Source organism: Frondihabitans sp. PhB161, assembly GCF_003814635.1.
In the GTDB taxonomy this organism is placed as follows: Bacteria; Actinomycetota; Actinomycetes; order Actinomycetales; family Microbacteriaceae; genus Frondihabitans.
Genome location: NZ_RKQW01000001.1, coordinates 612,175 through 638,207 on the forward strand (window position 1 = coordinate 612,175; position 26,033 = coordinate 638,207).

Consider the following 26,033-nt stretch of genomic DNA (forward strand, 5'->3'; position numbering starts at 1 on the left):
GCGCTCCCATCGGCGGCCCCGCCAGCATTAGGCGGCACTCGCGGCCACGCAACAAGCCCGAAACCCGGCCTCGCTAGGGTGTCAGCCATGATCCTGCAGCCGGGCCACGGAGCGATCCCCGCCGACCTGTACCTGCCCGCGACCGGCCCGAACGTCCTGTGGGGGCGGCTGCCCTGCGCGGCCGACACCGCCGTGCTGACCGTCGACCCGGGCGCGGAGGTGACGATCGACACCCTCAGCCACGAGGGGATCCTCGAAGACCAGGGGCGCGATCCGCTCGCCTACTTCGGCACCCATGGCGTGGCCGCCGACGAGGTGCTCGAAGACGCCATCGCCGTCGCTGCCTCACAAGGACTGCGGGATCCTTCGGTCGACGGCCCGCACGTCGTCACCGGCCCGATCGCGATTCGCGGCGCCGAGCCGGGCGACCTCATCACGATGACCCTCGTGACCGCGACCCCGCGCGTGCCGTACGGCGTCATTTCGAACCGGCACGGGCGCGGTGCGCTGCCGGGCGAGTACCCGCGGGGTGGTCTGAACGTGAGCGTCTTCGCGACGGTGGACGAGGATCCGGCGGGAGCGCTCCTCGGAACGATGCCGCGCACGCCGGGAGGGCCGCACGACGTGCGGTTCCCGCTCCGTCCGTTCTTGGGAATCATGGGCGTCGCTGTCGCCGGCGACGAACGGCCGCACTCGGTGCCGCCCGGCGCGCACGGCGGCAACATCGACATCAACCTTCTGGTGGAGGGAACATCGCTGCACCTTCCGGTGCAGGTGCCCGGCGCCCTGGCGTACGTCGGCGACCCGCACTTCGCGCAGGGCGACGGCGAAGTCGCGCTGACCGCCATGGAGGCGTCGCTCCGCGTGACCGTCCGCCTCGATCTGATCAAGCGGGAGGCGGCGCTCGCCGCATTCGGTGAGATCGCCGGGCCGCTCGCCGAGACCGCCGACTACCTCGTGCCCACCGGCATGGACGAAGACCTCGACGTCGCCGTGCAGAACTGCGTGCGAGCGGCGATCGACCTGCTGCATGCCCGCTTCGGCATGGACGAGAGCCTCGCCTTTGCGTACCTGTCGGCCGCGACCGACTTCAACATCTCCCAGGTCGTCGACCTGGTCAAGGGCGTCCACGCCAGGATCCGAGTGAGCGACTTCGAATGACGACCATCACCTCTCTGCAGGGCGAGCTGCCCGACGGACTCATCCCCGCTTTCGATGCCTACGAGACGGCACTGAAGAGCAACGACCAGCAGGCGCTCGGCGAGGCCTTCGAGCCGGGAGCGGAAACGCTCCGGGCCGACGGCGGCGGGCTCCTGGTCGGACACGACGCGATCTCGGCGTTCCGCGGTCGCCGTTCGCAGGCGCCGCAGCGTGAGATCGTCCAGGTGCACGTGCGGGTGATCGACGCCGACACGGCCGTGATCGTCTCGGTGAATGCCCCGAAGGCGGGCGGGCGCGGGGTCGTGACGCAGCTGTGGCGGCGAAGCGCGGCTGGTGCCGACGCGGTCGGTGTCGGTGTCGGTGTCGGTGCCCCTGCCGGCGCCCCTGCCGACACCGCTACCGACGACGGAACAGGCGTGTGGCGCATCGCCACCGCGCAGGTGCAGGCGCCGACCCCGGTGTTCGACACGCGCATCTGGCGCGTCGTGGGCGCTCCTCTGATCGAGACCACCGCGGATCCTTCGTCTCCTCCCGGCCCCCTCGCAGGCGAGACCGTCGCCGTCAAAGACCTCTTCGCCGTGGCGGGCGTGCGCATCGGCGCCGGTGTGCCCGCCTACCTCGACGAGCAGGTCGACAGCGAGTTCCACTCGCCGGCCGTACAGGTGCTGCTCGACGCCGGAGCCTCGGTGCTCGGCATCGCTCAGACCGACGAGTTCGCGTACAGCATCGCCGGCCGCAACTCGTCGTACGGCACTCCTCCGAACGCCGTCGTGCCCGGTGCGATCTCGGGCGGCTCGTCGTCGGGCCCGGCCTCGGCCGTCGCACTGGGTCACGCGAGCATCGGGCTCGGCACCGACACCGGCGGGTCGATTCGCGTGCCCGCCTCGTACCAGGGGCTCTGGGGTCTCCGCACGACCCACAAAGCGATCCGTCGCACCGACCTGCTGCCGCTCGCGCCGACCTTTGACACGGTCGGCTGGCTCACCCGCGACGCCGATCTGCTGGGCCGTGTGGCGTCCGCGTCGTTCGAGAGCGTCGCCGCCCGGTCGTCGGCTGTCCAGCGTGAAGTCGACCCGTCGTTCGTCGTCGACCGGCGGCTCAGCGCGTCTGTCTCGCCCGACGTCCGTGATGCGTTCGGCTCGCTCGTCGACGCCCTGCCCGCCGCGGGGTTCGAGGCCCCGGCCGAGGTCGCACTCGGCGACATCGCCCACCTCTACGAGCTGTTCCGCATCGTGCAGGCGGCGGAGGCGTGGGCCTCGCACGGTGACTGGATCACGGCGCACCCCGGATCCTTGGCTCCCGATGTCGAATCGCGCTTCCTCTTCGGCCGCAGCGTCGACGCCGCGCACGAGGCCGACGCGCGCGCCGAGCTGGTGGCCCAGCGCGACCACCTCGACCGGGTGCTCGACGGCAGGATCCTGCTGCTCCCCAGTGCGTCGTCGCCGGCTCCGCTGCTCAGCTCGACGCCGGCAGAGATCGACGTCGTTCGGTCTCAGACGCTCGGTCTCACCTGCATCGCCGGGGTCGGCGGGTATCCGGCGGTGTCGGCGCCGCTCATGTCGGTGCCTGGCGGGCCCGTCGGGCTCTGCCTGGTCGGACCGCGGTGCACCGACCTGGCGTTGATCGGCATCGCGGCTTCGCTCGAGGTGGCCCTGCGCTCCTGAATGCAGGCGCCGCCACCCGCAGCGAAACGCGCTTGAAACACAAGTTGCATAGACTGGCCTCGTGAAACAGTCTTTTCAGCCGATCGACCCGCCCGCGCGACTCCTCATGGGCCCCGGCCCGATCAACGCTGATCCGCGCGTACTGCGCGCGATGTCGGCGCAGCTAGTCGGCCAGTACGACCCGTGGATGACGCAGACCATGGACGAGACCCAGGTGCTCTACCGCCAGGTCTTCCAGACGCAGAACGAGCAGACGCTGCTGGTCGATGGCACCTCGCGAGCCGGCATCGAAGCCGCTCTGGTCTCGCTGATCGAGCCGGGTGACCGAGTGCTGGTGCCGATCTTCGGCCGCTTCGGGCATCTGCTGCGCGAGATCGCCGAGCGCTGCGGCGCAGAGGTGCACGTGATCGAGGTGCCCTGGGGTCAGGTGTTCTCGTTCGAAGCAATCGCCGAGGCGGTCGAGCGCGTGCAGCCGAAGCTGCTCGCCGTCGTGCACGGCGACACCTCCACCACGATGGCTCAGCCGCTCGAGGGGCTCGGCGAGCTCTGCGAGAAGAACGGCGCGCTGTTCTACACCGACGTGACGGCGTCCTTGGCGGGCAACGCGTTCCACGTCGACGACCTCGGTCTCGATGCCGTGACCGCGGGCCTGCAGAAGTGCCTCGGCGGCCCGTCCGGCTCGGCGCCCGTCACCTTCTCACAGAAGGCGGTGGACGTGATCACCGCCCGCAAGTCGATCGAGGCGGGAATCCGCACCGAGGGCGATGTCGTCAGCGCGCACCCGATCCGGTCGAACTACTTCGACCTCGCAATGATCTTCGACTACTGGGGCCCGAAGCGCCTCAACCACCACACCGAGGCCACGACGATGCTCTACGGCGCCCGCGAGTGCGCCCGCATCGTCGTCGAGGAGGGGCTCGACCAGATGGTCGCCCGGCACACGCTGCACGGGAACGCGATGCTGGCAGGCCTCCGCGGTCTCGGGCTCGAGATCTTCGGCGACGTGACCCACAAGATGACGAACGTCGCGGCGGTCATGATCCCCGACGGCATCGACGGCGACGCCGCTCGTGGCGCGATGCTCAACGACTTCGGCATCGAGATCGGCACCTCGTTCGGACCGCTGCACGGCAAGGTCTGGCGCATCGGCACCATGGGCTATAACGCGCGCAAAGACACGGTGCTCACGACTCTCGCCGCGCTCGAGGCAGTGCTCCGTGTGGGCGGCGTGACGGTCACCGGCGGTGGTGGAGTGGGGGCGGCCTACGACGTCTACTCCGACGCGGGTCGTGCCGAGGTGCCCGCGTGATCGACGCCCGCGAGATCCTCGTCCGGTGCGACGCGCTCGCCCGCGAGTCGTCTGACCCGAACGGCATCGAGCGCGTCTACCTGTCTCCCGAGCTCGCGGCAGTGAACCGTCGTGCGGGCGAGTGGATGAAGGAGGCCGGCCTCACCACCTGGCTCGACGGGGCCGGTAACCAGCGAGGGAGGTTAGAGGGACGCGAGCCAGGCCTCCCCGCCGTTCTTCTCGGATCGCACCTCGACACCGTTCCGAACGCCGGTCGCTTCGATGGCATCCTCGGTGTGATGCTCGCCATCGCCGTCGCGGAGCGCCTCCGCGAGAGCGCCGCCGAGCTGCCCTTCGCCCTCGAGATCGCCGCCTTCGCCGACGAGGAGGGCACCCGATTCGGCACGGCCCTCCTGGGCTCCCGTGCCCTCGCCGGCACCTGGGACGACGCGTTCTGGCACCTCACCGACGACAACGGCACCACCCTGCGCGAGGCCTTCGTCGAGTTCGGCCTCGACCCCGAGCGGATCGCCGATGCCTCGCCGAAGCGCGGTGAGATCGTCGCCTACCTCGAGGCGCACATCGAGCAGGGCCCCTACCTCGAAGAGGCCGATCTGCCCCTGGCGGTCGTCTCGTCGATCGCCGGTGCGCGACGGTTCGCCCTCACTCTCACCGGCGAGGCCGGCCACGCCGGCGGAGTCCCGTTCCACCGGCGGCACGACGCTCTCGCCGGCGCGTCCGAGGTCGTCCTCGCGGTCGAGCAGCTCGCACGCTCGGCGGGCTGCGTGGCGACGGTCGGGCGCCTGCAGGCGTTCCCCGGCGGAGTCAACGTCATCCCCGGCCGGGTCGAATTCAGCCTCGATCTCCGCGGAGAGACCGATGCGGCGCGCGACGGCGTCTGGCTCGGCATCCAGGCGGTCGCGTCCGAGGTCTGCGACCGTCGCGGCCTCGCGTTCGCCGTCGAAGAGACGCACAACGCGCCCGCGGTCGTCGCCGATGCGTCGCTGCAGGACTCCATCCGCGCGGGCATCCGCACGGCGACGGGCGAACAGGATCCGATGGTCCTTTTCTCCAAGGCGGGTCACGATGCGATGGCGGTCGCCGACCTGGCTCCCTGGGCCATGCTCTTCATCCGCAACGGGCACGGCGGAATCAGCCACCACCCCGACGAGACCGTCACCGAGGCCGATGTGGCCGTCGCGCTCGACGCGTTCGAGGCCGCCGTCCGGGGCCTCGCCGCTTCGCAGACCGCCTAGCGCAGATGCCCGTTCACGAAGACATCGAGACAAGGATCCGCGACACCTACGACAGCCTCCCGCCGGGAGCGCGCCGAGCGGCCGATCATCTCCTCCGCCACCCCGACGACGCTGCCGTGTACAGCGCCACCGAGATCGCTGCCGCGAGCGGCGTCTCGAAGGCCACCGTCTCTCGGCTCTTCCGCACCCTCGGCTACGTCGATGCGCAGGAGGTCCGGGAGCACGCCCGCGCGCTGAGAAGCACGGGCGTGCCCGTGTCGGTGGGGCCCACCGCCGACCTCGCGGCTCACCTCCGCGCCGAGCACGCGGCTCTCGACCTGATGGTCGACGGGCTGGCCGATGGGCGCCTCGATCGGGCGGCGGAGCTGCTCGCCTCGGCCCGCGAGGTCGTCGTGGTCGGATTCCGCAACAGCTATCCCGTCGCGCTCCACCTGAGGCAGCAGCTCACGCAGGCGCGGGGCGGGGTGCGGATCGCACCCGCACCGGGCCAGTCCGTGGGGGAAGAGCTCGGTGGCCTGGGGGCGGAGGATGCAGTCGTGCTGGTCGGCTTCCGACGCCGACCCCGAGGGTTCGGCAGCGTGCTCGCCGCACTCACCCGGAGAGGGGTGCCGATCGTGGTCGTGGCGGATCCTGAGTTCGGGTCTTCGGGCACCGTGACGCTCGTCGCACCCGTCACCAGCCTGTCGGCGTTCGACTCGTACGCGGCGGCGATGAGCCTGGCCAACCTGCTGGCCTCGGCTGTGCTGGCGCGTGACCTTCGTGGCGGCCGGGCGCGCGTGGAGGGGATCACCGCTCTCTACGGGGAGCTGGGCGAACTGGAGTAGCGGGACGGTTCAGAACTCTGGCAAAACCGGCCGAAACGAGGGCTAATCCCTGGGATTCGGGCAGTTCTGCCAGCGTTCTGAACGCCGCTCCGTTACGGCCGTGCGACGAGCTGGCCCACCAGTCCACCGCCCGAGACGCCGCGCTGCCACACGGTCTCGACCGAGCCGACGAGAGCGGCACCGTCGAAGGCACTGACCGGATTTTTGTGCGCGAGCGCGGCTGCGTCGACCGTGAACGGCGCTTCAGGGTCGAATGCGACCAGGTCGGCCTGCGCGCCCACGGCGATGCGGCCTCGATCGCCGAGCCCGATGAGATCGGCGGTCGAGGTTGCCATCCAGCCAACGACCGTCTCGAGCGGGATGCCCCGTGCCCGGGCTCCGGTCCACACCGCGCGGAAGCTCAGCTCAAGACCGGAGATGCCACCCCAGGCGAGGTCGAAGTCGCCGTCGCCCGCGAACTTCAGCTCGGCCGTCGAGGGGGAGTGGTCGCTTGCGACGAGGTCGATGGTGCCGTCGACGAGGGCTGCCCAGAGCTGCTCCTGGTTGGCGGCGTCGCGGATCGGCGGGCAGCACTTGTACTGGGTGCCGCCGTCGGGGATGTGCTCCTCGTCGAACGAGAGGTAGTGCGGGCAGGTCTCGACCGTGAGCCGGAGCCCCTCGGCTTTCGCCGCCCGGATCGCCGGAAGGGCAGCCGCCGACGACAGGTGCAGGATGTGCGCGCGGCCGCCGGTGCGCCGGATGGCCTCGATCACGTGGTCGATCGCCGACTGTTCGGAGGAGTCGGGGCGCGAGCGGACGAATGCGGGGTAGTCGGCGCCCTCGGGGTGGGGAGCCGAGTCGAGCGTCGTCGGGTCTTCGGCGTGGACGATCAGGAGGCCGTCGAACGCCGCGATCTCGGCCATCGCCTCGTGGAGCTGCTCGGTCGACAGGTGCGGGAACTCGTCGACGCCGGAAGGGGAGAGGAACGCCTTGAAGCCGAAGACGCCCGCGTCGTGCACCCCGCGCAGGTGCCCGAGAGAAGAGGGGATCGCTCCGCCCCAGAAGCCCACGTCGACCGAGGCCTGCGGCCCGGCGGCGGCGCGCTTGAGCTCGAGGGCCTCGGGTGTCGTCGTCGGAGGGATGCTGTTGAGCGGCATGTCGATGATCGTGGTCACGCCGCCTTTGAGGGCGGCCTTCGTGGCGCTGGCGAAGCCCTCCCAGTCGGTGCGGCCGGGCTCATTCACGTGCACGTGCGTGTCAACGATGCCGGGGATCAGCACCTGGCCCTCGGGGAGCGTGCGGTCTTCGAGGGCGGTGACGGCCGAGTCGATGTCGTCGATCGCCGTGATGCGGCCGTTCGTCACGCTCACGGCCGCTGGGCGGAAGGCGCCGTCGATCAGCACCGATCCGGATCGGATCACGAGGTCGATGGGGGCGGCATCAGTCGTCATCCCCTGATTTTACGGGACTCAACGGCCTCGAAACGGCCCGGAGGCGGCGGCGGTGGCGAATTTGCGAGCAATCCGTTTTCGCACCCTTGAGGTTGCGCGACCGAATGGGACGAGCAGCTCGGATCACTCTCAAAATGGTGGCCTGGCGGCGCCGGGGCAAAGCGGTCACCCACCAGGCCACCCACCAGCCCTCCAGTCAGTCGAGCCGCTACCCGGCCAACAACCGCCTAGACCACGACCCGTCGGCGGCAAGCGAGAACTCCACCCGCTGCGACGCCGTATCGCCGTTCGATGACCAGAAGGTGAGCCGCGTCGGCGTCACGAGGTAGCCGACCCACGACTCGGGCTGCTCGAACACTCCAGCGTGGGCCTCCTCGAACGCCACCCACTGCGCCACTCGCTCGTCGCGCGGCAGGGCCGCGAACTCGTGCGTGTTCAGCCAGGCGAGCTGCTTCAGGTAGGGCGACCGTGCCGCATAGGCCGCCGCGACGTGGGCCGGTGGCGCGGGGGCGGCAGTGCCTCGGATGACGACCTGGTGCGTGAACCCCGGCCAGAGCACGGTGATGGCCACGGCCGGATGCGCCGCGATGTCGGCCGCCTTGCGCGAGGCGCCGTCGGTGTTGAAGTAGAAGCCCTTCTCGTCGAACGAGGTCAGCAGCACCGTGCGGGCATCCGGGTCGCCGAAGGAGTCGACGGTCGAGAGGGTGACTTGCGGGCGCTCCGGATCCTCGTTGGATGGCAGCCAGTCGACCAGGAGATCCCATGCCTCGTCGGGGATAAGCGTGTCCGGCACCGTCACGAGAGCACCGTCATCGCGCCAGCACCGTCATCACGACACCGTGCCCGGCTCGAGCGCGGGGTGGTCGAACCGCGCGATCTCGGCCAGCGACGCGACGCCCGCTTCGATGGCCGTCTTGTACAGCGACGCGCCCCACTCGGCGTTCGCCTCCGACGCATCGCCGACGACGCCCGCCTCGCCGAAGTCGTTCGACAGCCAGCCGAAGTGCACCGGGCCGCCGTTGAACTTCACGTAGTCGAGGTCGAGCATGTGCTCGGGAATCCACCGTTCGGCCTTCGACATGTCGACGAGGTCGGGGCGGAGGTGCAGGATCATCGACGTCTCGCTGTGGCCGCCGTGCACTCCGAAGCCGTGCTCGTCGGGGCCGTTGGTGCCGTCGCCGCCCTTCATGTTGGAGCCCATCAAAAAGGTGCGCAGCCCGAAGCGGCGACGGAGTTCGCGGAGCGCCACCTGCAACAGGGCGATGTTGCCGCCGTGGCCGTTGTAGAAGACGACCGTGCGGGCCGGGGTGTTCGCGATGGAGCGGCCGAGGTCGACGACGGTCTGCATCAGGGTGTCGGCGTTCAGCCACATGGTGCCGGGCGCCCAGTGGTGCTCGTCCGATTTCGTGTAGGCGAGCGACGGGAGCAGCCAGACATCCTGCCCCTCGGCGGCGGCGGCTTCGACCACGCCGCGTCCGATCAGGTCGGCCATCAACCAATCGGTGGAGAGAGGAAGGTGTGGTCCGTGGTGCTCGATGGCTCCGGTCGGGATCACGAGGATCGACGACGATGTGAGCGTCGAGGCGAGCGCGGGGCCCGACAGGTTGACGAGGTCGCGGCTGGAGGCAGATGAAGTGGTCACGAGACTTTGGCTCCGGTGTTGATCGTGGCGTCGACGAGCTTGCCGGGGTTCAGCAGCCCGTTCGGGTCGGTGGTCGCGGCGAGCTCGCGGGTGCGAGCGGGCTCGAAGTCGACGAACCACTGGTGCGGGTTGTGGAACCCGACGCCGAGCTCTTTCAGGCGGTCGAATCCGGCGTAGACGTCTTCCGCCGACGAGTACGTGCCGGCGAGCATGCCGATCGGGCGCCCGTGCGCGGTCTCGATGTGCAGCATCCCTCCGGGGTAGACGGCGTGCACCTCGTCGATTCGGTCGATCAGCGCGTCACCCGACACCTCTACGTGGAAGTACGTGTCGGGGTAGGCCTTCTGCAGCCATTCGATGGGGTGGTTGTACGACATCATGCTGATCTTCATCGACGTCTGCGGCCCCTCGCGGACGTCTTCGACGCGACCCCCGGCGGCCTCCACGAGCTCGGTGGCACGTGCGACGGTCGAGGCGTCAAGGATGGCGCGGAGCGATGCGCGACCCTGGGGAATCCCAGGATCCGACGGAAGCGCATCGGCCAACGTCGCGAGGTCTCCCGACGCCAGCCGGGGGAGCGGATCGAGCTCACCGAAGGCGCGAATCAGCGGAAGAAGCTGCTCGAACGTGTCGAAGCTCGCGAAGAATCCGAGCCACTCCTGCAGCGGTTCGAGGGCGATCGTTGCGCGGACGATGATGCCGGCCGTGCCGTAGTTGTGCACGTAGAGCTGAGCTTCGTCGCCTTCGACGTGGACAATCTCGCCGGTGCCGTCGGCGTGGACGACATCGAGCGCCCTGACGAAGCCCTGGTGGTTCGAGCCGTGCTTGATCGAGCCCGTGCCACCGGATCCTCCCGACAGGAATCCGCCGAGCGACGACTGAGCCGTCGACGGGTACATCAGGATCTGCTGACCGGCCTTGTTGGCGGCCTGCTCGAGTGACACCATCGTCGCGCCGGCCTCGGCGGTGAGCTCGCCGTCGCCGACCGACACCACCGCGCGCGCCTTCGTCATGTCGAGCACGAGGCCTCCGGTGAACGGGATCGCCTGGCCGTAATTGCCGGTGCCCTTGCCACGCGGGGTGATCGGTACGCCGTGGCGCGAGGCGGCGCCCACGACGGCGGCGATCTCGTCGGCGGTGGTCGGGAAGGCGACGACGTCGGCGAGGCCGAGCGGCAGCTGCGCGCTGATGACGGGCGAGAGGCGCGACCCGTCGACGGAGGCCTTCTCGCGGGCGGCGAGTTCGACCGAGACGCCGCGCTCGCCGAGGAGCTCGCGGAGTTCGGCCACGAGGGCGGCGAGGTGTTCCGGGGTGGTGGTCATGACAGGGCTTTCTGGATCATGGTCGCTGCCTGGTGTGGTCGATGCCGTGTGGGTGGAGGATTGTTGAAACGGTTCGGCGGTGGTGGACCGCCACGTCACTGGATGACCGGGGTGGTGGACTGCCACGTCACCGGACGACCGAGGCTTGTCCGAGGTCCGGTGCCGTGGCAGCCCACCGCGGTGGGCACAGCTTGTCCGAGGTCCGGTGCCGCGGCCACCGGCCGCGATAAGAAGGGCTAGAAGCCGATCGACTTGTCGATGAACTCGTTCGTGAAGAGGTCTTCCGGTGCGAGGCCCGACTTCAGCTTCGTGCCCGACTTCTCGTAGATCGGAGTGTCGATGTCGATGACCTTCTGGATGCGCTCGGTGTCCATGTCGCCGACGTAGTCGTTGTCGCCGTTCGACGCGATCTTGAGCTTCTTCATCGTCTCGACGCCGTAGTTGGCCACGTCCTCGTCGTAGACCCAGCCGTTGTTGTACTGGGTGACGAGGTTGGCGACCAGCTTGTTCGTGGTGCCGGGGTTGGTGATGTAGTCGACGTCGGCCTGCTGAAGCACGGGCACCAACTTCTTCAGGCAGGGGCTCAGCTTGGTGAGGTCGCCGGTGCGGACCGACATGGCCTCGGGGTAGATCGGGTAGCCGGTGTCGTTGACGAGCTGGTACTTGACGTCTTTGCCCCAGGCCGCGACCTGGTTCTTGTAGATGAACGGCTCGGCGGTGGCGAAGCCCTGCTGCGCGTCGTTGCCCTTCGCGACGACGAACTTCGACGGGGTTCCGTCGTAGCTGCCGTCGGTGACGCTCTTCGGCAGGATGCCGTTGCCGATGAGGTACTCCATGTAGGCGGAGCCACCGAAGTAGCGCACGACGCCGTCGTTCTTCTCGAGGGCGGCGCCGAGCTCCTTGATCGTGGTGACGTCGGGGTAGGTTGCGGGATCCCACATGATCATCTGCGGCGAGATGTCGTTCTCGGCCATGACAGCGGTGGTGGGGAGCTTCGCGGAGTTCTGCACGCCCTCGTCGGTGGTGACGTAGCCCAGCATGATGTCTTTGTCCTGGTACATCTGCGACGAGACGGAGGCGTAGCCGATGGCCGGGCCGCCGGAGCGGATCTCGACCTGGACGCCGGTCGATTTGCCGCCCGACATCAGGGTGCCCGAGACGCTCTTCTTGCTCGCGTCGACCTTGTAGTCGTCACCGAGGAGCTCGTAGAGGTGACCGTGGTCGGCCTCCGGGTTCCAGTCGGTCTGGATGACGACGTTGGCCGGGCAGACGCTCGACAGGTCGACGGCCGCGGCGGCGGAGGTCGTCTTCGTGTCGGTCGTCGCGCCGCTGTCGGAGGAACAGGCAGAGAGGGCGAGCGCCGAGACGGCCACGAGGCCGAGGCCCGCGAGGGCGCGCTTGGGGAGGTGCATGGGATCTCCTTGATGTGGGTGCTGTGTGAAGGGGAGGGTGCTGTGTTCGGGTGGGGAGCTAGTTCTGGTCGTGCCACTTGCCGATCGCGAGGCGACGCAGCACGTTGAAGAGGACGAAGACCAGCACGCCGAGGATGGAGGCGGTGAGGATCGCCGCGTACATCTCGGCGCCGTTGAGGCGCTGGTTCTCGACCGAGATGAGCACGCCGAGGCCGCCGTTGCCCCGCTGGAAGAACTGGTCGGCGACGACCGCGCCGATCACGGCGAGGCCCGCGGCGTTGCGCAGGCCGACGAAGATCGACGGGAGGGCGGCGGGGAAGCGGAGCTTGGTGAGCATGGTCCAGCGACCGGCGCCCTGCAGCTGGAACAGCTCGCGCTGACCCTTGTCGATCGACTGGAGGCCGAACAGTGTGGAGGCGATCATCGGGAAGAGGCAGAACAGCACGGTGACGATCACACGCGACTTGAACTCATAGCCGAAGAGCGAGCCGATCAGCGGCACGAGCGCGAGGATCGGGATGCAGAGCAGCACGACCGCATACGGGAAAAGGGCGCTCTCGAGCCACTTCGCCTGGGCCATGATGATGGCCCACAGCATGCCGATGACGACGCCGATGACGAGGCCGACCACGGCCACGAGCATCGTGTTGCCGAGTGCCTCGGCGAGTTGCTTCTGGAAGATCGGCTCCGTGAAGACCGCCTTGAGAATCAGGTGCGGGTACGGCACCAGGAACGGCAGCCCCTTCACCTTGTCGTAGTAGAACGCGGCGATGTAGAAGAGGCCGACGAGCACGAAGAACACGACGATCGGCAGACCGATGTTCATGGCGCGCGAGCTCGAGGCACGGCGGCGCGAAACCGTCTGCCGAACGATTCCGGTGGTGTCGATGGCCATCAGCGGTGCCCCTCTCGGAGAGCGTGTGAGACTTCGCCGACGAGCTTCGCGAACTCCGCCTCGAAGCGGATCTCCGGGCTGCGCGGCATGGGGAACGGCACGTCGAAGGTGTCGACGATCGAGCCGGGTCGACCCGACATGACGATCACCTTGGTCGACAGGTAGACGGCCTCCGACACGGAGTGCGTGATGAACAGCCCAGCGAACTGCTGCTCGACGAAGAGCCGGAGCAGTTCGTCGTTGAGGCGCTCGCGGGTGATCTCGTCGAGGGCGCCGAACGGCTCGTCGAAGAGGAAGAGCTCAGGATCCAGCGTCAACGATCTCGCAAGCGACGTTCGCATGCGCATTCCCCCCGAGAGCTCCTTCGGCAGGTTCTTCTCGAAGCCCGAGAGGCCCACCAGCTCGATCGCCTCCTGCGCCTTTGCCCGGCGCTCCTTGGCGGGTCGCCCGTTCAGTTCGGCGAGTAGTTCGACGTTGTCGCTGACGGTGCGCCACGGCAGCAGCGTCGCGTCTTGGAAGACGTAGCCGATGCGGTCGGTCTTCACCGCGGCGGTTCCCTCGGAGGCCTGCTCGAGGCCCGACGCGATGCGCAGCAGTGTCGACTTGCCGCAGCCGGAGGGGCCGACGACGGTGACGAACTCGCCCCGCTTCACGGTGAGGTCGACGCCCTGGAGTGCGATGGTGCCGTTCGGAAACTGCATCGCGACGTTCTGGAAGTCGAGCAGCGTGTCGGTGCCGCCGGGGGGCGTCCGGGTGGGGCTTGCCGGAGCTGTGGTCGTCATGGGCGGCTACCTGGTTTCGGTGAGGAGGGCGGGATCGGGCAGGGGAACCGCGACTTCGACGGTGGAGCGGCTTCGAGCGACGAGGCGCCCCGCGTGGATGACGTAGCGGTCGGCGGGCGCATTGGCAGTGACGTCGGCGAGGCTTGTGCCCTTGACGGCGAGCAGCTCGGCCTTCGCCCCGACTCGGGCACCCGCCTCGGGTAGGGCCATCACGGAGCGGGCTCCGTCGCTGACGGACGTGTAGGCCTCGTCGATGGTGAGGTGACCGGCGGTGACCATGAGCATCGTTGTCTCGAGGGCATCGCTGCGGCCCAGGGGGTTGAACGGGTCGCGCACGTTGTCGGCACCGGCGGCGAGACGGACTCCGGCGTCCAGCAGCTGGCGCGCGGGCGTGAGGCCCCGCGGCATCGAGACCGGGTGCTCCCAGCCCTGCAGGTAGAGGTTGGTGATCGGGTTGGCGATGACGCCGATGTCGGCCTTCTTCACCGCCGCGATCATCAGGTCGCGGGCTTCGGCGTCGACCGTTCCGAGTCGCACGCAGTGGCCCGCGCTGACCGGGACGGTCCAGTCGGCCACCGTCTCGGCGAACTCGTCGAGGGTGATCGCGCCGGCCAGGCTCTCGTCGGTGTGCAGATCGACGCCCACTCCGCGGCGCGCGGCGATCGCGAGGAGGCGCTGCAGGTCGGCGCTGGGGTCGGGTGCGAGGTGCGACGAGCCGCCGACGAGGTCGACTCCCAGATCGAGGGCGGCCTCGATGTCGGCGTCGGGCACATCGGGTCCGGCGAGAGCCACGAGTTCGAGGTCAACGAGGCCGCGGAGCTCGTCACGAACCCGGACGAGCGCCTCGGCACCGCGAAGAGGCTCGTCGCCGAGCAGGATGTCGACGTGGGTGCGGATCGACGTCGTGCCGTTCGCCAGCATGCGGAGGATCTGCTCGCGCGCCCGGCTCGCGATGTCGTCGACGGTCATGGTGCGGGCGTACTCGCGCCACGAGGTGATGGCCGAGACGAGGTCGCCCATAGGCGGCCGGATCGCCTCCCACGAGAGGGCCTTGTCGAGGTGCGCGTGCGGATCGGCCGGGGCGGTGAGGAGCACGAAACCGCGGAGGTCGAGCACGGCGGGGTCGCCGGTCGCGGGGGAGCCTGCCGACGGGGACGAGGATCCTGCGGTCTCGATTTTCACGACCGTCTCGCCGTCGATCGTGACATCGACGACTGAGCCGTCGGGAAGCGTCGCCCCGGTGAGGAGGCGGAGGCGCTGGGGAGTGAAAGTCACAGGGGTCTTTCGCGGGAGGAGGCGAATTCGTCGAGCGGGCGAACGAATGTTGATGTGCTCAACATGCTTGAATCTACGGACGCCGCGTTTCGGCCACGTAACGCCGTCGTTTCGACGTGTTAACTGCGGCGGGTCGATTCGAATCGCCGTGGTACACAATTCGAGTCCATTCATCCGAAGGAGCACCCCGTCACCTCGCTCGACACCGCGATCGACCAGCAGTCGCTGCTGGTGGGCCGTCGCATCCGGGAGCTCCGTCGAGCCCGGAAGCTGACGCTCGTGCAACTCGCTGCGGCGTCGCAGTTGTCGCACCCGTTCCTGTCGCAGCTGGAGCGCGGGCTGGCCCGGCCGAGCATGGTGTCGCTCGAGCGGATTGCCCGGGCGCTCGGGTCGTCGCAGGTCGAGCTCCTCGCCGCGATCGACGGCGAGGGGCGCGCCGATCAGCCGGGAATCCAGGTGGTTCGGGCGCACGAGGGTGCCCACGGCCCCTACGGTCAGGCCGAGGGGCGCGTGCTGACGGAGGGCGACCGCAGCTTCCACCCGATGCTGCTCGTCGGCACCAGCACCGAACGCGGCGAGTTCTTCAGCCACGCCGAAGACGAGTTCGTGCACGTGATCGAGGGCACCATCTCGATTGACTTCGACGACGGAGTGCCGCGGACGCTCAGCACCGGCGATTCGATCTACTTCGTCGGCGGCACTCGGCACCGCTGGTGGGCCGTCGACACGATCGGCTACCGGGTGCTCGTCGTCAAAGAGAGGCCGCAGTCGCTGTGAAAGACGGCGCCGTGAACAGGAAGTCGCTATGAACGCTCCCGGAACCACCGAGGGTCTGCACGAGACCCAGTTCGACGTGCGGGTCGTGTCGCGCACCCGCGCTGCCGACGGGGTGGAGCTGTTCGAACTCGGTTCGATTGCCGGGTCGGGCCTACCCGGCTGGAGCGCCGGGTCGCACATCGACGTGGTGCTGCCGGGCGACGAGGTGCGGCAGTATTCGCTGACCGGAGCGCCGCAGCCGGGGCGCAGTGACACGTGGCGCATCGGGGTGCTTCGAGAGGAGCGGGGCCGGGGCGGATCCTCGTGGTTGCACGACTCCGTGCAGGTCGGCGACACCCTCACGGTGGCCGGCCCACGCAACCACTTCGAGTTCGTGCCGACGCACGGCACCTCGTACGTGCTCGTCGCCGGAGGTATCGGCATCACACCGATCTCGTCGATGGCGGCCGCCGCGGCGCGCGCCGGGGTCTCGTACGAGGTGCACTACGCCGGTCGCTCGCTGTCGACGATGGCGCTAATCGACGAGCTGTCTGCCGCTCACGGGTCGGCTCTGCACCTGTACTCAGGATCCGACGGCGTCCGTCTCGACCTCGATGCCCTCTTCGCCGGAATGAAGCCCTTCACGACCACCTACTGCTGCGGCCCGGCTCGGCTGATCGAAGCGATCGAGGAGGCGGCTGCGCGTGCTGGCCGCCAACTCGTCGTCGAGCGCTTCGAGCCGAAAGAGGTCGGTGAGCCGGTGCTCGCGTCGGCATTCGAGGTCGAGCTGGCCTCGACCGGCGTGACAATTACGGTGCCGCCCGACCGGTCGATCCTCGACGTCGCCGAAGAGGCCGGAGCGCTCGTGCTCTCAAGCTGCCGCGAAGGCACCTGCGGCACCTGCGAGACGGTCGTGCTCGAGGGGGAGGTCGACCATCGCGACTCGATCCTGACGCCCGACGAGCAGGCGGCGAACGAGGTCATGTACGTCTGTGTGTCGCGGGCGGCGTGCCCGCGGCTGGTGCTGGAGCTGTAGGGCTGCTGCTGCTGCTGCTGCTGCTGCTGCTGCTGCTGTTGGTGTTGGTGTTGGTGCATCGCCAATTTGCGAGCGATTTGCGCGGCTCACCGCCTCCAGACGCGGTCCGCTGGCGGTTTTGCTCTCAAATGTGCCCAGGATCCGCGACGCCGCCCACGAGCCTCGGCCGCCGGCGCTACCGCCCGACCCGCTCCCGCACCGCTGCTACCAGCTCTCGCTCGTCCGCTTCGACCAGCTCGTAGTCGCGCACGACGACCCGCCCGCCGACCACGACGTGCCGCGGCCGCCGCCCGGGTGACGCCCACAGCAGCCCGGCCACCGGGTCGGCGATTCCCGCGTCGGCGACGCCCGCGACGTCCCACACGCAGAGATCGGCTGCTGCGCCGGGCCGCAGATGCCCGAGCTCGGGACGCCCCAGCCCCGCGGCGCCGCCGGCCATCGCCATGCCGAGCACCGTTCGGGCGCTGAGCGCCGGGCCGACCAGCGGTGCGACCTGCATCGCGAGGCGTGCGTCGGCGAGGAGGTGTCCGGCGTCGTTCGATCCGCCGCCGCTCGTGCCGAGGCCGACCGTGACGCCGGCTTCGCGCAGGGCGTGCACGGGCGAGATGCCCCAGCCCATGGGGAGGTCGCAGCCCGGGGCATGTGTCGCCGTGACACCCGCCGCCGCGAGCCGGGCGATCTCGGCGGGGGTCACGTCGCAGAGGTGGGCGATCGTCACGTCGTCGGCGAGCCAGCCCCACTCTTCGAGGAGGTCGAGCGGTCGGCGCCCGTAGCGCTCGAGGGCGATGGCGGTGTCGACCTGCTCGTTGGCCTGGGTGCGACGTCGGAGTCCGTGGCGGGCGGCGACCTCGCCGAGCAGCTCGAAGGTCTCGCGGCTGTCGCTGTGCACACCGGCGGGGCCGACCGCGACCTGTAGCAGTCCGTCGGAGCGCACCCCTCCGATCGCCCCGGGCACGAGGGCCTGGACGATGGCTTCGGCTGACTCCGCGGCGTCCTCGGGAGCATCGCGCGCCGATCCGCGCACGAACACGAGCCGCCCGCCGAGCCTGGCGGCGGCATCGGCGGTCGCCCGCGCGATGGCGGTTCGATCGGCGACCGACGTTTCGGCGGGCCAGTTGAGGTGGTGATCGGCGACGGTCGTCACGCCGCTTAAAAGCCCCTCGGCCACCCCGACGGCGGCGCTCGCCTCGAGCAGCGACGCGTCTATGCCCGCGGCGGCATACGACGCGGCCATCGCCGGAAGCCATGCCGACATGGGCACACCCCTTGTGCCGGGCAGGGTGCGGAAGGCGCTCTGCAGCAGGTGGTGGTGGGCGTTGACGAGCCCGGGCGTGACGATCGCGTCGGTTGCGTCGAGGAGTTCGTCCGCGCCGGAGTGCGGGTTCGCCTCGCCGGCGGCCGGTTCATCCACCACGACGCCGCGATCGACGAGCACCTCGCCGCCCTCGATCTCGGTGGATTCGTCGACGAGAAGGGTGGTGGCGCCGGTGACTCTGAGCATGCCCGCATCGTTGCAGGTGCGTGTGTCGAGTGTGTAACGCGCCCCTCTGCAAATTCGAAGGAGAAACGCGAAGTCGACCCCGCCGGATCCTGATGTTCTCGTTGTCGCGCGGCAGGATCTCCTTCGAATTTGCAAGACGGGCCGGGCGTAACCCGCGCGAAACCCGGGCGTGCGACCCTTGAGGCATGTTCGAGATCGCCGACCGCCTGCTGGCAGCGCTCGACGCGGGCCGCACCCTCGCGATCGCCACCGCCGTCTCGATCGAGGGCAGCGCCCCGCGCACGGTCGGCACGTCGATGGCCTTCGACGGCGAGAGCGTGATCGGCTCCATCGCGGGCGGATGCGTCGAGGCCGCGGTCGTCGCCGAGGCCGAGCTCGTTCTCTCCGACGGCCTGCCGCGCACGGTCGAGTACGGCGTCGACGACGAGACGGCGTTTAGCGTCGGTCTCAGCTGCGGAGGCCAGCTCAGGATCCAACTCGAACGCCTCGACTCCCACCACCCCGTCCTGCCGCAGCTGCGCGCCGCTGCAGCCGGACGTACCGCGGGTGCGGCCCTCGTCGTGTCAGGCCGCGTTCCTGCCGGCTGGCAGTCGCGCATCGACGCCGAGCTCGCCGCCCGCGTGGCTGTCGGCGGCTCCGGGCTCGCCGAGCTCGACTGCGACGGAACGCGCATCGAGGTCTTCTACGAGGTGCAGGCCGCACCCGCGCACTTCGTGATCGTCGGCGCAATGGAGTTCTCGACGGCTCTCGCCGCTGCCGCGCGGGTGCTGGGGTACCGGGTGACCGTGACGGATCCTCGTGCTCTGTTCACGACGGCCGACCGGTTCCCGGGCGCCGACGTGGTGGTCGGCTGGCCGCAGCGGGTGCTGCCGACGCTGGCCCTCGACGAGCGGTCGGTCGTCTGCATCTTGTCGCACGACGCCCGATTCGACGCCCTCGCCATCGAGCTCGCACTGGAGTCGCCCGCGTTCTACGTCGGAGCGATGGGCTCGCGCCGCACGCACGAGCGCCGGATGGCGTCCCTGCGCGAACGCGGAGTGCCCGAGTCGCTGTTGGCGCGGCTGCGGTCGCCCATCGGGCTCGATCTCGGGGCCTCGACGCCGGAGGAGACGGCGATCTCGATCCTGGCCGAGGTCATTGCCGCTCGCACGGGTGCGTCGGCGGCGTCGCTCGCGACCACGCGCGGGGCGATTCACCGGCGCCCGCGGCTCGGCCTCGAGATGGCCGAGTCTGCGTGAATCACGAGTCGAGCCGGTAGATCGCGCCATCTCGCGCGCCTGACATGGGGGTGCCCGTGCAACCTCGCGCGAATCGGCCAACCTGACCCGCCGCGGCGCGTCACTTTGGCCGATTCGCGTCGCCTTGCCAGCGGCGCGCGGCGACGACCGCCAGCAGCAGCGTCCAGCCGCACGCGGCTACGCCTGCAGCAACCGCCACAGCCGATCGCGCGACATCGGCAGCTCGTGCGGCCGCACCCCGATCGCGTCCCGCACGGCGTTCGCCAGCGCCGGAGCCACCGGGTTGTACGGCGCCTCGCTCATGCTCTTCGCCCCGAGCGGCCCGAGGTCGTCGTGCGTCGCCGCGAACAGCACCTCGGTCACGGGCAGGTCGCTGAACTTCGGCGTCCTGTAGTTGCGGAACGCCGTCGTCGTCACCAGGCCCGCCCCGTCGAGCATCATCTCCTCGTAGAGCGCCGTGCCGATGGCCTGCGCCGTGCCGCCCTCGACCTGGCCGCGCAGCTGCTCGGGGTTGAGCACCGTGCCGGCATCGGCCGCCTGAACGGAGCGCAGGATCCGCACCTCACCGGTGTTCCGGTCGACCGCAACGCTGAAGCCGTGCACATTGAACGCGACGGACCTCGGGGTGCCGTCGTGGCTGCCGTCGGCGCGGAGTTCTCCGTGGGCGAGGAGCTCGGCGGCGGGGACGAGGCGGCCGGGGCCCCATGCTCCGGCCGGCATGAGCACGCCGTCGGGGGTGAGAGCGACGTCGACGAGCCCCAGGTCGGTCGAGACGGGAACGCCGGGATTCTGCGCCGGGTCTCCGACACCGGTCACGATGGCCTGTGCCCTCGCGATCATCGCGATCTTGAGCTTCTGCGCGGCGGCGTAGAGGGCCTTGCCGGCGACGACCACTCCGGCCGAGCCGAACGCCCCGGTGTCGTAGCGGGCGACATCCGTGTCGGACTGCTCGATCACGATGCGGTCGGGCGTGGTGCCGAGCACGGTCGCGGTGAGCTGCCCGTGCACGGTCGTGGTGCCGTTGCCGAACTCGGCCGTGCCGACGCCGATCGTGTACGTTCCGTCGGCGTTGAGGGCGACGGTGGTGTCGGCGAAATGGCCGCGGGGCGGCATCGTGGCGATCATCGCCATCGCCATGCCGGTGCCGAACGCCCACTGGTCGCCGGTGGGCACGGGAGTGGCCCCGATGAGCGAGCCCGAGTCTGCGGGAGGCGGCCCGGCGAGGGCGTTCTGCACCAGGTCGAGGCACTGGTCGAGTCCATAGCTGCCGAAGAGAAGGTCGCTCTCTTCGTTCGGGTCGACGACGGTCATGTGATCGCCGGGAACGACGACGTTGCGGCGCCGCAACTCGAACGGGTCGATGTCGAGCTTGCGAGCGAGCTCGTCGAGGGCCGACTCGACGGCGAAGATCACCTGGCCGAGCCCGTAGCCGCGGAACGCCCCCGACGGCAGGTTGTTCGTGTAGACGCTCTCGGCGTCGACCCGCTTGTTGGGGGCCCGGTAGACCGAGATCGACTCGTGCACGCTGTGGAACATCACGCCGATGCCGTGGTTGCCGTACGCGCCGGTGTCCATCAGCTCGTCGACGGCCAGAGCGGTCAGGATCCCGCCCGCCGTCGCTCCGACCTTCACTCCCACGCGCATCGGATGCCGCGGTGGGGCGATCGTGAACTCGTCTTCGCGCGTGAACTCGTACTGCACCGAGCGTCCGGTGCGGAGCACGGCCATCGTGACGAGGTCTTCGGTGAGCAGCTCCTGCTTGCCGCCGAAGCCGCCGCCGACCCGTGCGGCGAACACGCGCACTCGGTCGGTCGGCAGGCCGAAGATGTGGCAGATCTCGTCCCGCACGAGGAACGGCACCTGGGTGCTGGTGCGCAGCACGAGGCGGCCGTCGTCGTCGATCCAGCCGCGGGTGGCGTGCGTCTCGAGGGCCGCGTGCGTGATGCGCTGCGTCTGCCAGGTGCCTTCCACCGTCGCGGCACTCGCGGCCAGGGCGGCATCGACGTCGCCGGTCTCGCCGTGCATCTGGGCGACGACGTTGCGCGACGGGTCGGAGATGCGCGACTCGGGGCCCTTCTCGCCGTGCACGAGCGGTGCACCGGGTTCTCGGGCGAGCGCGGGGTCGAAGACGGCGGGCAGCACCTCGTACTCGACGACGACCGCCGTGAGGGCGAGCTCCGCCTGGCGCACTGTGTCGGCGACGACTGCCGCGACTCGCTGCCCACGGAACCGCAGCACCGGGTCGAGCACGAGTGTGTCGTCGGGGTCGTCGGTGCGGTTCTCGTGGCGGCCGGTCGAGAACAACGTCGCGGGGGAGTCGCGGTGCGTGAAGACGACGTGCACGCCCTCCATCGCCTCGGCGGCGGTCGTGTCGATCGACGTGATGCGGGCGTGCGAGTGCGGGCTCTTCAGCACCGCGAGGTGCAGGGTCTTCGTGGGGGTCGTGAAGTCGAGCGTGTACTGCTCCCGCCCCGTCACGACGCGCATGCCGGCGGGAGCCTTGGTCGACCGCCCGGCCGAGTCTCCGGCGGGTGCCACCTCGGTGTTCGTCACGCCGCAGATCGCATCACGGATCGCGCGGTAGCCCGTGCAGCGGCAGAGATTGCCCTTGAGGAGGCGGGGCAGGTCGGCGCCGTCGGCAATCTGCTCGTCGGTGAACGTCGACGCGGTGACGACCATGCCGGCTGTGCAGAAGCCGCACTGGAGGCCTGCTGCATCCGAGAAACGCTGCTGCATCGGGTGCGGGTGCGCCGGGCTGCCCAAACCCGCGACGGTGGTTACGTGCTTGCCCTCGAGCCGATGTGCCGGGTAGATGCAGGAGTGCACCGGCTGATCGTCGACGAGCACCGAGCACGCGCCGCAGTCTCCGGCGTCGCAGCCCTTCTTGACCTCGTAGTGCTCGTTTTCGCGCAGCACCGTTCGCAGTACCTGGCCCGGGAGCACGGTGGCGTCGAGCTCTTCGCCGTTGACGTCGAACTTCATGCGTCGCTTCCTGTGTCAGTGTCAGTGCTGGTGCTGCTCCACGTGCTGGTGCTGCTGTCCGTGTCGGTGCTGCTGTCCGTGTCGGCGCTCAGCTCCGCCCGGATCTCCTCCGCGAAGCGCATCGACACCGCGCGTCGCCAATCGGGCGCGCCATGCGGGTCCGAGTACCAGTCGGAATACCGGCTCAGCGCGTCGCTCAGTTCGGCCGCCTCGGGCACCGAGTCGAAGCGCAGCTGCACGGGCCGGGGTGTCGCCGCCGTCACCGTGATCACGCACTCGCCCGTGGCGTCGACCCGGCCGATCACCACGGCGGCGGAGCGGCCGAGGTTCGACAGCGAGATGCGCCGGAACGCCGTCCGCGATCGGAGTGAAGCCAGCGGGATCTCGAACGAGCGGATCACCTCGTCGAGCGACAGATCGGTGGCCCGGACGCCGGTCACGAGGTCGGAGACCAGGATCCTGCGCTCCCGCCCCTCGGCCCCCCAGATCACCGCGCGCGCCCCGAGCCCTGCCAGCAGCGACGTCATCGCCCCGGCCGGCAGCGCTGTCGCGACGTTGCCACCGACAGTGGCGAGGTTCCAGATCTTGAAGCTCATGAGCAGCGACTCGGCGCACTGCCGGAAGAGCTGCTGCGCCGGCCACTCGGGGTCGAGCGCGAAGTCGGTCAGCTCGCGGATCGTGCACGTCGCCGCCACGACGAGGTGATCGGCGGTGGTTTCGATCGGGGTCCAGCCGAGGGCGGTCAAGTCGACGAAGCCGGTGTGCTCGGGCGGCTGCGGTTCGGAGAACAGCCAGGTGCCGCCGCCGAGCGGTCGGACGCTCTCGCCCAGCACGATGTCATCGCGGGTTCGGGCCACCCGGATCTCGTGAACGTCGATCAAGTCCATTGTTTGCTCAGTCAACATCACCTTTGTTTCGGGCGCGTTGCACCGGGCCGGTGCGGGTGGTTTGCGTGCTGCCGCGTGGGGCTACGGCTCGTGACCCGACGCGCATCGGCCGACCTCGCGAGCCGCGGCGCTGTGACCTTGGCCGATTTGCGTCAGGTCGCGCGGGCTATGAGGATCCACACGATGATTCCGATGATCGGCAGTAGTACGAGGAACGTGATCGGCGGAGCATTCCGGTGGTTCATGCTCTTTCCAAAGGTCAGAAGGAACACGCCGACGGCCAGCGGCACGAGCGAGAGTGTCGTGCCGATGCTCACGAGCACCAGCGACAGGGCGGCGAGGGCGAACGCCGCCGCGCATCGGAGGTGGACGGAGTCGAGGTGTCGGCGGCGCGTGGTGCTGGCTTTCATTTCACTTCTTTTCGCAACTGGCGGACCCAACCCGCTGCGAGCGGAAGAACGGTCCAGAGGAGGAGGGACGAAAGGGCAGGGCCGATGCCGACTGTCTCGAGTCCGGAGGATTCCCAATCGAGGTTGGGCTTTAGCAGCCACTGGCTAAACGCCAAACTCGAAATCCACGGGCCGACGTCAGGAAAACGCAACGAGATGAAGACGTCGTACGCGACCGGCACAAGAAGTGTCACTGAAATAGCGAGTGCGGGTATCAGGAGGAGGTACCCCATTGCGACACCCGTGAGGGCGGCTGTGATGGCCAAGACGAGAATCGACCAGAGGGTTTTGGCGAATTCGGCCCAGTCTGTCGCCTGGAACGCCGCCGGGTGCATTACGACAAAGATTGCCTTCGTAGTCACGACGATGGCGCTTGCCAGCAACAGGACGAGCAGGACGGTCGCCGTCAAGCGTGCGACGAGGATTGTGCTCCGGCGCGGTACCAGGGAGAAGGTCGTTACGGTAGCCCGTTGGCTCCACTCGCTGGTAGCCGAAAGAGCTGAAATAACAGGCAAGAGAAACGGCAGAGGTATGAGTGCGGACCCCACGAAGCTGTTGAGGTCCGGTTCTCCGGTTGACGCAAGAACGGCGAAGCCTGCTGCGAGAACGAAGATGACCGCGAGCAGCACCAGCGCCGACTTGGTGTCGACGCACTTGCGTAGCTCTATGTAGGTCAAGCGCGGCAGCCAGGTCATTGTTTGGGCCGCCCAAGCAGATCGAAGAGCGCGGAATCGTCGCCAGCCGCATGCTCACCCGACGTGGTCTCCAAGAAGAAGTCCTCGAGGGTTTGAAGGGGAGCAGAGGTGAGGCTGTCGATCGCGATAGTCGAATCCCGTGCGATTCGACCGACGATGTCTGGCGCAGCCTCCACGAGAAGAGCGGTGTGATCGGAATTGGCGTGGGCGTTGATGCCTCGCGACGTGAGGCGCTCGCGGAAAAGGACGTCGTTTTCGGTCGAGACAACTGACTCATACGCGGGGCGGAAGGCCCGGGGCTCTTGTTCTCGCGCCCGGCCACGATCGATGACGATGAGTTTGTCAGCAACCATTTCTAGTTCCGCCAACTGGTGACTCGACACGAGGGCCGTCCCGCCCGTTGCGGCGAACGACTTCAGGAGTTGGCGGAGCCACCGGATGCCCTCGGGGTCGAGTCCGTTCGCAGGCTCGTCCAGGATCAAAAATCGCGGCGCCCCAAGAGTCGCGACGGCGATTCCAAGTCGCTGGCGCATGCCCAGTGAGAGAGAACCCACCCTCTTGTTCCCGACTGACTCGAGGCCGACTGCTGTTTGACAGGCCCGTGTTCGAGCCTTGGTTACCCCGATAGTGAGAGCGGCGAGCCGCAGAGTCTCGCGCACCGTACGGCCGTCATGGTGAGCCGAGGCGTCCAAGAGAACACCGACGGTGCGACCGGGGTTATGGAGGTCGACGTAGGGGACGCCATCAAAATAGGCCTGCCCGGCGTCGGCTCTCGTGTGACCGAGAATCATCCTCAGCGTTGTGGATTTACCTGACCCGTTGGGGCCGACAAACCCTGTGATGGTGCCGCCTGCGCAGTCGAAAGAGGCCGCATGGACTGCAGTTTTGCCTCGATAAGTTTTGGTCAGCCCCTGCACGGACAACTTCGCTGACGGTTGCTGGAGCACGGCGTTTTGCATGCGGTTCCCTTCACCAGGAGTGGGGTCGGGCGCGCCTGCTAGGCGCGCCCGACTTCTATCAGTGGAAGTGGTTCCAGATATCCCAAGCTCCAACGATCGTTCCGAGCCAGTTGACTGCGGCCACGAGTGGCTTCCAGACGTACTTGACGAACCACGAGTAGGCCTTTTTTACGCCGGCCACGAATTTTGACCATGCACCCGGAATGCCTTTGATGATGCGGATGATCGCGTCGAAACGTCCGCGAGTTTCTCCCGGAGCCTGGGGCGACGCCGATTGCGTGGGTGTCGGCGCCTCCGTTGGGGTGGGAGGCAGCACCTGGCTGTTAGAACCCAGATACATGGCCGCGGATGAACCAGGTGCCAGGGTGCTGGCGGAGGCCGACGATGCGGCTCCGATCCCCAGCAGTGCGGGTGCCACCAATACAAGCGTCACCCCGGCCTTGTATCTCCATGCTTTCCGGGTAGTATTATTTTGCATTTCACTGACTTCCGATATCCACCCCCAGGCCCTCCAGCGGTGGTACGCCGAACCAGGTGCAACTGGCGAGGCGGGCCTCGGGCTCCACCGTCGGGGCTCGA

At 68.8% G+C, this 26,033-nt stretch carries 23 protein-coding genes; 8 read left to right on the top strand and 15 right to left on the bottom strand.

The window, feature by feature from the left end; all coding sequences use genetic code 11:
* Positions 1-87: 87 nt before the first annotated feature.
* The 5 genes from EDF39_RS03030 to EDF39_RS03050 all read left to right on the top strand — a co-directional run bounded on the left by EDF39_RS03030 (position 88) and on the right by EDF39_RS03050 (position 6,193).
* Positions 88-1,161 carry an acetamidase/formamidase family protein gene (locus EDF39_RS03030; protein WP_123940379.1) on the top strand — a complete coding sequence of 358 codons (1,074 nt, stop codon included), beginning with the start codon at positions 88-90 and terminating at the stop codon, positions 1,159-1,161.
* Positions 1,158-2,825, top strand: coding sequence for an AtzH-like domain-containing protein (locus EDF39_RS03035; RefSeq protein WP_123940381.1), 1,668 nt, complete (start codon positions 1,158-1,160; stop codon positions 2,823-2,825). Before EDF39_RS03030 ends, EDF39_RS03035 begins: the two co-directional genes overlap by 4 nt.
* Before the next feature lie 106 nt (positions 2,826-2,931).
* Positions 2,932-4,134: an alanine--glyoxylate aminotransferase family protein gene (locus EDF39_RS03040; protein ID WP_123942238.1), complete on the top strand. Its 1,203-nt coding sequence runs from the start codon at positions 2,932-2,934 to the stop codon at positions 4,132-4,134.
* Positions 4,131-5,369: an allantoate amidohydrolase gene (locus EDF39_RS03045; RefSeq protein ID WP_123940383.1), complete on the top strand. Its 1,239-nt coding sequence runs from the start codon at positions 4,131-4,133 to the stop codon at positions 5,367-5,369. The genes EDF39_RS03040 and EDF39_RS03045 overlap by 4 nt, the downstream gene beginning before the upstream one ends.
* 5 nt (positions 5,370-5,374) lie before the next feature.
* Positions 5,375-6,193: a MurR/RpiR family transcriptional regulator gene (locus tag EDF39_RS03050; protein ID WP_123940385.1), complete on the top strand. Its 819-nt coding sequence runs from the start codon at positions 5,375-5,377 to the stop codon at positions 6,191-6,193.
* Between the two features lie 92 nt (positions 6,194-6,285).
* Here EDF39_RS03050 and allB read toward each other — a convergent pair whose 3' ends face one another.
* The 8 genes from allB to EDF39_RS03090 form a co-directional block, all read right to left on the bottom strand.
* The gene (allB, locus tag EDF39_RS03055) at positions 6,286-7,623 is read right to left on the bottom strand and encodes an allantoinase AllB (protein WP_123940387.1); all 1,338 of its coding nucleotides are present in this window, start codon (positions 7,621-7,623) and stop codon (positions 6,286-6,288) included.
* Positions 7,624-7,831: 208 nt separating this feature from the next.
* The gene (locus EDF39_RS03060; protein ID WP_123940389.1) at positions 7,832-8,422 is read right to left on the bottom strand and encodes a pyridoxamine 5'-phosphate oxidase family protein; all 591 of its coding nucleotides are present in this window, start codon (positions 8,420-8,422) and stop codon (positions 7,832-7,834) included.
* Between the two features lie 30 nt (positions 8,423-8,452).
* Positions 8,453-9,265: a creatininase family protein gene (locus EDF39_RS03065; protein ID WP_123940391.1), complete on the bottom strand. Its 813-nt coding sequence runs from the start codon at positions 9,263-9,265 to the stop codon at positions 8,453-8,455.
* Complete coding sequence (locus EDF39_RS03070) at positions 9,262-10,587, bottom strand: FAD-binding oxidoreductase (RefSeq protein ID WP_123940392.1); 1,326 nt, start codon at positions 10,585-10,587, stop codon at positions 9,262-9,264. The genes EDF39_RS03065 and EDF39_RS03070 overlap by 4 nt, the downstream gene beginning before the upstream one ends.
* Before the next feature lie 236 nt (positions 10,588-10,823).
* Positions 10,824-11,999 (bottom strand): ABC transporter substrate-binding protein, encoded by a 1,176-nt coding sequence (locus EDF39_RS03075; RefSeq protein WP_123940394.1) that lies wholly within the window; start codon positions 11,997-11,999, stop codon positions 10,824-10,826.
* A 58-nt stretch (positions 12,000-12,057) separates the two neighbouring features.
* Positions 12,058-12,894: an ABC transporter permease gene (locus EDF39_RS03080; protein WP_199726124.1), complete on the bottom strand. Its 837-nt coding sequence runs from the start codon at positions 12,892-12,894 to the stop codon at positions 12,058-12,060.
* A complete protein-coding gene (locus tag EDF39_RS03085; RefSeq protein WP_123940396.1) occupies positions 12,894-13,676 on the bottom strand; it encodes an ABC transporter ATP-binding protein in 783 nt (260 codons plus the stop codon). Before EDF39_RS03085 ends, EDF39_RS03080 begins: the two co-directional genes overlap by 1 nt.
* 6 nt (positions 13,677-13,682) lie before the next feature.
* Positions 13,683-14,951: an amidohydrolase family protein gene (locus EDF39_RS03090; protein WP_199726125.1), complete on the bottom strand. Its 1,269-nt coding sequence runs from the start codon at positions 14,949-14,951 to the stop codon at positions 13,683-13,685.
* A 231-nt stretch (positions 14,952-15,182) separates the two neighbouring features.
* On the opposite strand from EDF39_RS03090, the gene EDF39_RS03095 reads away from it, so the two are divergent.
* Together EDF39_RS03095 and EDF39_RS17830 are read left to right on the top strand one after the other, a co-directional pair.
* Entirely contained in the window at positions 15,183-15,728 is a 546-nt protein-coding gene (locus tag EDF39_RS03095; protein WP_233572943.1) for a helix-turn-helix domain-containing protein, read from the top strand.
* 28 nt (positions 15,729-15,756) lie between these two features.
* Entirely contained in the window at positions 15,757-16,743 is a 987-nt protein-coding gene (locus tag EDF39_RS17830; protein WP_123940400.1) for a PDR/VanB family oxidoreductase, read from the top strand.
* 175 nt (positions 16,744-16,918) lie between these two features.
* Here EDF39_RS17830 and EDF39_RS03105 read toward each other — a convergent pair whose 3' ends face one another.
* A complete protein-coding gene (locus EDF39_RS03105) occupies positions 16,919-18,244 on the bottom strand; it encodes an amidohydrolase family protein (RefSeq protein WP_123940402.1) in 1,326 nt (441 codons plus the stop codon).
* Positions 18,245-18,429: 185 nt separating this feature from the next.
* Between EDF39_RS03105 and EDF39_RS03110 the strand changes: the two genes are divergently transcribed.
* Positions 18,430-19,482 carry an XdhC family protein gene (locus EDF39_RS03110; RefSeq protein ID WP_123940404.1) on the top strand — a complete coding sequence of 351 codons (1,053 nt, stop codon included), beginning with the start codon at positions 18,430-18,432 and terminating at the stop codon, positions 19,480-19,482.
* 177 nt (positions 19,483-19,659) lie between these two features.
* Here the strand turns inward: EDF39_RS03110 and EDF39_RS03115 are convergent, their stop codons facing one another.
* From EDF39_RS03115 to EDF39_RS03140, 6 genes are all read right to left on the bottom strand, one after another.
* Positions 19,660-22,464 carry a molybdopterin cofactor-binding domain-containing protein gene (locus EDF39_RS03115; RefSeq protein ID WP_123940406.1) on the bottom strand — a complete coding sequence of 935 codons (2,805 nt, stop codon included), beginning with the start codon at positions 22,462-22,464 and terminating at the stop codon, positions 19,660-19,662.
* Positions 22,461-23,351 (bottom strand): FAD binding domain-containing protein, encoded by an 891-nt coding sequence (locus tag EDF39_RS03120; protein ID WP_123940408.1) that lies wholly within the window; start codon positions 23,349-23,351, stop codon positions 22,461-22,463. The genes EDF39_RS03115 and EDF39_RS03120 overlap by 4 nt, the downstream gene beginning before the upstream one ends.
* Positions 23,352-23,503: 152 nt before the next feature.
* Entirely contained in the window at positions 23,504-23,761 is a 258-nt protein-coding gene (locus tag EDF39_RS03125; RefSeq protein WP_123940410.1) for a hypothetical protein, read from the bottom strand.
* Positions 23,758-24,477: an ABC transporter permease gene (locus tag EDF39_RS03130; protein WP_123940411.1), complete on the bottom strand. Its 720-nt coding sequence runs from the start codon at positions 24,475-24,477 to the stop codon at positions 23,758-23,760. Before EDF39_RS03130 ends, EDF39_RS03125 begins: the two co-directional genes overlap by 4 nt.
* 14 nt (positions 24,478-24,491) lie before the next feature.
* Positions 24,492-25,454 (bottom strand): ATP-binding cassette domain-containing protein, encoded by a 963-nt coding sequence (locus tag EDF39_RS03135; protein ID WP_123940413.1) that lies wholly within the window; start codon positions 25,452-25,454, stop codon positions 24,492-24,494.
* A 58-nt stretch (positions 25,455-25,512) separates the two neighbouring features.
* Complete coding sequence (locus EDF39_RS03140) at positions 25,513-25,887, bottom strand: hypothetical protein (protein ID WP_123940415.1); 375 nt, start codon at positions 25,885-25,887, stop codon at positions 25,513-25,515.
* Positions 25,888-26,033 lie beyond the last annotated feature (146 nt).